We start from the raw sequence: 474 nt of genomic DNA, 5'->3' as shown, positions 1-474 counted from the left end.
ATGATGTAGAGCGCAGTACGGGCGGCGGCGTCGCCCGCCAGCAGCACGCCGAGACCGTAGAGAGTGCCGTCGGGCGCGTAGTCGATACTGCGTAAGGCTTCAGGTGGTATGCCGGTGATAGGGAGCAGCACCCTCGTACCGGGGCGGTTCATGGAGGCGACGTTGAAGAAGGTGAGCTGCTGCACTTCTCCTTCGGTAGCCAGAGAGGTCAGCTCGAGGCCCCCTTCGGGCGACTCGACGACCGGCCCACCAGGCACGGTGTTTTGCACGCAGGCACTCAGCACCAGGAAGAAAACTGCAAACACGGACTGTTTCATAGGGCGTCCCCTTCGTTATCAGGGCCGATAAAGACGCCTGGCATGTCGAGGCTGTCTGGTGAGAACGCGAGATGAACGGCGATCAGCGTGTCGATCCGGTTTAACAAGGCGTCCTCTACCCTCCCTATAGCCGCACCCTGAAGGCCACTTCTGGGCA

1 protein-coding gene is annotated in these 474 nt (G+C 61.4%); it reads right to left on the bottom strand.

Annotated features, from left to right (window positions below; genetic code table 11):
• The coding region (locus tag LF817_RS20040; RefSeq protein ID WP_253937568.1) for a hypothetical protein at positions 1–317 on the bottom strand (317 nt) is incomplete at its 3' end.
• Between the last annotated feature and the right edge of the window lie 157 nt (positions 318–474).

This window comes from Halobacillus sp. A1, from assembly GCF_024189295.1.
Taxonomy (GTDB): Bacteria; Bacillota; Bacilli; order Bacillales; family Halobacillaceae; genus Halobacillus_A.
The sequence above is the reverse complement of the archived record's forward strand: the minus strand, read 5'-3'. Positions and strand labels throughout refer to the sequence as shown.